The organism is Tropicimonas sp. (genome assembly GCF_047971885.1).
GTDB lineage: Bacteria > Pseudomonadota > Alphaproteobacteria > Rhodobacterales > Rhodobacteraceae > Tropicimonas.
Map to the genome: position 1 here is coordinate 21,765 of NZ_JBKEAE010000025.1, position 6,000 is coordinate 27,764.

The 6,000-nt window shown below is 64.3% G+C and carries 7 protein-coding genes; 3 read left to right on the forward strand and 4 right to left on the reverse strand.

What is annotated here, in order from left to right:
* Window positions 1-58 precede the first annotated feature (58 nt).
* Window positions 59-652: a DUF1349 domain-containing protein gene (locus tag ACK5IR_RS03155; RefSeq protein ID WP_416925828.1), complete on the reverse strand. Its 594-nt coding sequence runs from the start codon at window positions 650-652 to the stop codon at window positions 59-61.
* Between the two features lie 171 nt (window positions 653-823).
* Between ACK5IR_RS03155 and trpB the strand changes: the two genes are divergently transcribed.
* Complete coding sequence (gene trpB, locus ACK5IR_RS03160; RefSeq protein WP_416925830.1) at window positions 824-2,032, forward strand: tryptophan synthase subunit beta; 1,209 nt, start codon at window positions 824-826, stop codon at window positions 2,030-2,032.
* 38 nt (window positions 2,033-2,070) lie between these two features.
* Here trpB and ACK5IR_RS03165 read toward each other — a convergent pair whose 3' ends face one another.
* Complete coding sequence (locus tag ACK5IR_RS03165) at window positions 2,071-2,418, reverse strand: carboxymuconolactone decarboxylase family protein (RefSeq protein WP_416925832.1); 348 nt, start codon at window positions 2,416-2,418, stop codon at window positions 2,071-2,073.
* A gap of 438 nt (window positions 2,419-2,856) precedes the next feature.
* Here ACK5IR_RS03165 and ACK5IR_RS03170 point away from each other — a divergent pair, with 438 nt between their 5' ends.
* Both ACK5IR_RS03170 and ACK5IR_RS03175 read left to right on the forward strand, forming a co-directional pair.
* Window positions 2,857-3,852 carry a fatty acid desaturase gene (locus tag ACK5IR_RS03170; protein ID WP_416925834.1) on the forward strand — a complete coding sequence of 332 codons (996 nt, stop codon included), beginning with the start codon at window positions 2,857-2,859 and terminating at the stop codon, window positions 3,850-3,852.
* Window positions 3,806-4,930: a beta-ketoacyl-ACP synthase III gene (locus ACK5IR_RS03175; protein ID WP_416925836.1), complete on the forward strand. Its 1,125-nt coding sequence runs from the start codon at window positions 3,806-3,808 to the stop codon at window positions 4,928-4,930. The genes ACK5IR_RS03170 and ACK5IR_RS03175 overlap by 47 nt, the downstream gene beginning before the upstream one ends.
* A 62-nt stretch (window positions 4,931-4,992) precedes the next feature.
* Here the strand turns inward: ACK5IR_RS03175 and ACK5IR_RS03180 are convergent, their stop codons facing one another.
* Both ACK5IR_RS03180 and ACK5IR_RS03185 read right to left on the reverse strand, forming a co-directional pair.
* Entirely contained in the window at window positions 4,993-5,379 is a 387-nt protein-coding gene (locus ACK5IR_RS03180) for a DUF3307 domain-containing protein (RefSeq protein WP_416925838.1), read from the reverse strand.
* 300 nt (window positions 5,380-5,679) lie between these two features.
* Window positions 5,680-6,000: hypothetical protein (locus tag ACK5IR_RS03185; protein ID WP_416925840.1), on the reverse strand; the 321-nt coding region annotated here is incomplete at its 5' end.

Sequence of the window (6,000 nt, forward strand, 5' to 3'; positions counted from 1 at the left end):
ACCCTGGCGACGAAACCGGTCCGGCGCGCCGACCCATGGGATCAAGCAACCCGCAGGGTCAGGCCGAGGCGCCGATGTAAAGCGGATCCTCCGGTACCGGGCCGAGGGTGAAGGCGGCGAAGGCGGCGGTGAACCCCTCGGTCTGCGGCGAACAGGCCATCGGCCCGATTTCGGCGGCGCCGGGGGGGAAACCGGCCACGCGCAGGATCTGCCAGCTGCGCCTGGAACGATAATGCAGGATGATCGCCGCATCGGTGCGGGTCATCCGCAACTTGAAGCCGGCGATATCGGGTGCTGCCGGGGCCATCGACCAGTCGGAACGCCCGCGCGTGACCACGGCGGCGAAATTGGGCCGGCCGTCGGCATATTCGATACCGAATTTCGCCCATGTCCGGTCGTCCTGCCAGAGCAGCAGCCCGGCCTGTTCGTATTTTCCGGTGAAGCGCGCCGCAACGTCGATCTCGGCGACAAAGGCCGCGGGCGCATCGACCAGCAGTGCATGCCCCGAAACATGGCTGAAGCCGTAATGCGTGTGCTGCCACAGATCGCTGCCCTTCGCGCAGCCGATTTCGAGCCTTTCGGGGGTCAGCCGGTGAACCGGCGGCTCGTTCAGCCATCTGCCGTCCGAGAATTCGACTGGTCTGCTGCCCATCGCGGCCTCCCGGCTGGTTGCACGATTGCCAAGGTGACTCTTTCCCCGAGGCTGCACAAGCGCCGTGATCGCGTCGAACTGCCGCCATCGGCGCGGGTGGCAACAATCGGCTTTACCCTGCCGCGCGGATTTTCCAGATTACGCGGAGCCAGAGACACCAGGGAGACCAGCATGGCATATCTGAGAGACACGCCGACATCCGACGGCTATTTTGGCGACTACGGCGGGGCGATGCTGCCGCCGCCGCTCGAGCCGCATTTCCGGGAAATTCGCCAGGCCTGGGAGCAGCTTTCGAAATCGGCCGGCTTTCTTCAGGAACTTCGCTATATCCGCAAACACTTCCAGGGGCGCCCGACGCCGGTGTCCCATCTGAAGAACCTCAGCGAGCGTTGCGGCGGGGCACAGATCTATGCCAAGCGCGAGGATCTCAACCACACCGGCGCGCACAAGCTGAACCATTGCATGGCCGAGGCGCTGCTGGCCAGGCACATGGGCAAGACCAAGGTCATGGCCGAAACCGGTGCCGGCCAGCATGGCGTCGCGCTGGCGACGGCGGCGGCCTATTTCGGGCTCGAATGCGAGATTCACATGGGCGAGATCGACATCGTGAAGGAGGCGCCCAACGTCACCCGGATGAAGCTGCTGGGGGCCGAGGTGGTTCCGGTCGGATTCGGCGGCCGCTCGCTGAAGGAGGCGGTCGACAGTTGCTTTCAGAGCTATATCTCGCAGGCGGATAGGGCGCTGTTCTGCATCGGTTCGGTTGTCGGCCCGCATCCCTTCCCCAGAATGGTGCGCGATTTCCAGTCGGTCGTCGGGATCGAGGCGCGCGAACAGTTCGCCGAGATGACCAGTGGCCAGTTGCCCGATATGGTGGCCGCCTGTGTCGGGGGCGGGTCGAACGCGATGGGGATTTTCGCCGGCTTCATCGAGGACGAGGAGGTTGCGCTCTACGGTGTCGAGCCGCTGGGAACCTCGTCCAGTCTGGGCGATCATGCCGCCACCATCAGCTTCGGCGTCGACGGCGATATCCACGGCTTCCGCACGCTGGTGCTGCTGACAGATGAGGGCGAGCCCGCGCCAGTGCATACCGTCGCCTCGGGGCTGGATTATCCCGGCGTCGGACCCGAGCATGCGCACCTGCACAAGACGGGCCGCGTGACCTATACCACGGCCGACGACGCCGAGGCGCTGGCGGCATTCTATGCCCTGTCCCGCCACGAGGGGATCATTCCCGCGCTCGAAAGCGCGCATGCTATTGCCTTTGCCATGCGCGAGGCGCCGAAGAACCCCGGAAAGTCGATCCTGATCAACCTGTCCGGCCGGGGCGACAAGGATATCGACTACGTGACCGAAACCTACGGCTTCGGAGACGGCGCATAACGAACGGCGGCCCCGTCTTTCGGGCGGGGCCGTGTCTGTCAGGGCGTTTCGTCGGCGATCAGCTGATCCCACGCCTGAAGGGTCTTGGCGGCATACATCAGACCGGGACCGCCACCCATCTGGACCGCCACCCCAAGAACGTCCAGAAGCTCTTCGCGGGTGCCGCCGGCGCGGGCCAGCGCCCTGACGTGAAACCCGATACAGGGTTCGCAGCGCGCACCGACCCCGAAGGCGACGGCAATCAGTTCCTTGGTCTTCCCGTCGATGCCGGTGCCGGCCTCGGCGGCCTTTTCCAGCGCGCCGAAGCCCTTCATGACTTCGGGGATGCTCCGGCGCATTTCGCGCAGACTGCCCTTCATCTCGTCGAGATAGGCGTTCCAGTCCATCGGGAGGTTCCTTCCACAGAATTGTCATATCGTTGTCAGCCGGCGCAGGCATCGACACCGCTGTATCGCCGGCCCGGCAGAGAACATATGCAAAAAATTAAATGTAATGACAATGGGGGCCCGCACCGCAGCGGCCAGTCGGGCGAAACCCGTGCCGCCGCAGGAGCCGCGGCTCTGCCTACAAGTTCCATGAAGGTGTGATATTCGCTGTCCGGCGTGGTGGTTCGGTATGCGCGCCAATCCCGACGGCCAGGCACGAGACAACCGACGTCAGAGGGGTCAGCATTCAGTGCTGACAGAAATGGCGATTATTATCGCCAATAAGTAACTATTATCCACATCACGACTTTTTTGTCGCCCAGTTCCCCGTATGCGCGTGACCGCCCGGCTGATACCCTGCGACCCGACACTTCCTGACACAGCCCTCCGGGAGGATGCATGGCGAAACAGCGCTACGGCTTCGAGTGGCCGACCCTTGTCCTGCTGGTCGCCTGTTATGCGCTCTGGGGTATCGGGCTGACCCTTGGCACCGGAGCGTGGCTGCCGCTGGGGATCGTTCTTGTCGCACTGGCCGGGGCGCAGCATTCCTCGCTCCAGCACGAGATTATCCATTATCATCCGTTCCGCGACGAGCGGCTGAACGAATTGCTGGTAAGCCCGGCGCTGACGCTGGCAATCCCCTATGGCCGGTTTCGCGACACCCATCGCGCGCATCACACCGACGAGAACCTGACCGATCCCTACGACGACCCCGAAAGCAACTACATGGACCCCAGGGTCTGGTACAACCTGCCGGGATGGGTACGTTCGGTGCTGCTGCTGAACAACACCCTTCTGGGGCGCATGCTGATCGGTCCGGTTGTCGGTCAGATCGCCTTCATGGGCAGCGACTGGCGTGCCATTCGCACCGGCGACCGTTCGGTGCTGGTCTCGTGGCTGCTGCACATCCCGGCGGTGCTGATCGTGATCTGGCTGGTCTCGTTGTCGCCCATGCCGTTCTGGGCCTATCTGGTCGCGGCCTATGCAGCGCTGGCGATCCTCAAGATCCGCACCTTCCTCGAACACCGCGCCTTCCCCGATTACAAGGGCCGCACCGTGATCGTCGAAGACCGGGGGCCTCTGGCGCTGCTTTTTCTCAACAACAACCTGCATGTCGTCCACCACGCCCATCCGGGCGTGCCGTGGTACGCGCTGCCGGGTCTGTTCCGCGAACGCCGCGACGCCTTTCTCGAACGCAATTACGGCTATCGTTACGCCTCCTACGGCGAGGTCTTTTCGCGCTATCTGCTGCGCCGGAAGGACCCGGTTCCCCACCCCCTGATGCCCTCTCCCCTTGACGCTGCTGCCGGCGCGGGTTCAATGGCCGCAACCGATCAGGAGCACGACAATGCCGCAGGCAGCGATCACGGGAACCGGGGTATTCACCCCTTCTGAGGTCATCACCAACGATGAACTGGTCGCCGCCTACAACGCCTATGCCGACAGGGTGAACGCGGAAAACGCCGCGGCGATCGCCGAGGGGCGCAGCGAGCCGCTGCCCCATTCCTCGACCGAATTCATCGTTCAGGCGTCGGGGATCGAGAACCGTTTCGTGCTGGACAAGTCCGGCGTGCTGGATCCGGCGGTGATGCACCCGGTCCTGCGCGAGCGTTCGAACGACGAACCCGGTGTGATGGCCGAAATGGCGGTGGTGGCGGCAAATCAGGCACTGGCGCAGGCCGGCGTGGCGGCGGATGAGATCGACGCGGTTCTCTGCGCCGCCTCGAACCACGAGCGCCCCTATCCCGCAATCGCGGTCGAGATCCAGGACCTGCTGGGCACGGGCGGTTTCGGCTTCGACATGAACGTCGCGTGTTCATCGGCCACCTTCGGCATCCAGACCGCCGCCGACATGATCCGGGCGGGCTCCCTCCGCAAGGCGCTGGTCGTCAGCCCCGAGATCTGTTCGGCCCATCTCGAATGGCGCGACCGCGACTGCCACTTCATTTTCGGCGATGTCTGCACGGCGCTCGTGCTGGAACGCGAGCAGGATGCCAGCGGCCCGCATTTCACCGTGCGCTCCACCAGGCTCGCCACCCGGTTCTCGAACAACATCCGCAACAACAACGGCTTCCTGCGCCGCACCCGCCCGGGCCACATGGCCGACCGGCGCGACATGCTGTTCGTGCAGGAAGGGCGCAAGGTATTCAGACAGGTGGTGCCGATGGTCTCGGCCCACATCCTGCAACACATGACCGATGAGGGCATCACCGCCGCCGCGCTGAAACGCATCTGGCTGCACCAGGCCAACAAGACGATGAACGATTTCATCGGTCGCAAGGTCTTCGGCCGCATTCCCGAACCGGGCGAGCAGCCCAATATCCTGCAGGATTATGCCAATACATCCTCGGCCGGCTCGATCATCGCGTTTTCCCGCTTCTCCAACGATCTTGCGCCGGGCGACATCGGCCTCATCTGCTCGTTCGGAGCGGGGTATTCGGTCGGATCGGTGATCGTGGAGCGCAAGGGCTGAACGATCCAGATCCGACCTGCGCGTCGGTGGCGCGGCACATTTCCCCGCCGTCCACGCCCGGATCACGAAGCCATGCGATCGAGCAGGACGGCGATCATTGCAAGATAGGTGCACTGGTGTGCCAGCTGATCGAGGCCGCTCAGGCACCAGTAGGCGCGGTCCTTCGGCGTCAGGTGACGGCGGGCGGTGGCGCCGGCCTTGAGCCAGTCGATGTGGAAGTGCACGATCGCCTCGCAAGCGGCGAGCAACAGCGCCAGCGCGGCCCCTGAACCGGCAACAAGCAGAATCGGCACGCTCAGCACCGCATGCAGACCCGCATGCGCAATACCGCCGCCCCTTCCGTAGTCCCGCTTGCCGGCGATCATCCATGCCGATTGCCAGCAGAAATCGGCCAGAAAGTGCTTGACCTGAAACGCAAATAGAACCGCGAGGATAGCCATGCCGCTCATAAATCCCGCCTTTCAATCCGTTTTCGGCCTCCGCCGCCCGTCGCAACCCGACCGGTCCGGAGCCATCCTAATCGCTCGCCCACATCACCCGACAGAAATACTCGCCCGGAAATTGCCGGGTCATAAGATGGCACACGCTCAGGTGGTTGATCTTCAATTGGTCAAATCCGCGCGGCCACAGGCATCGCGGGAACGATGCAAACAATCAACAGTACAGGAGGGATTAGCACGCATCGACCCGACGTGCCAAACCCGGCGTGACGCGCAAGGCCGAAATCCGCCATGCGGCCACCTGCGTCGCTAGATCGGGCGGGTGAAGGCCTGTCTTGCGGTGACAAATGCCGGATGGGATTCGGACCCCGGAAGGGCAATCGCGGAAAGCCTGTCCGAAAGCCACCGTTCGGCCGCCCCGCGCCCCATGCTTTTCGCATGTAGCCGGGCCATCGAGGCGCCGATCAGTGCCGACCATGCACGGGCACCGGACGCTTCCGCCAGACCGGCCGCCAGTTCCAGCGCATCGCGTGCGTCGTCGGACCGCTCCGCGCCGCTCGACAGCAGGATCTCGGCCCGCAGGCGGTGGACCTCGGGCGCATAGAGCCGGTCGCGGCCCCTGCGCAGCGC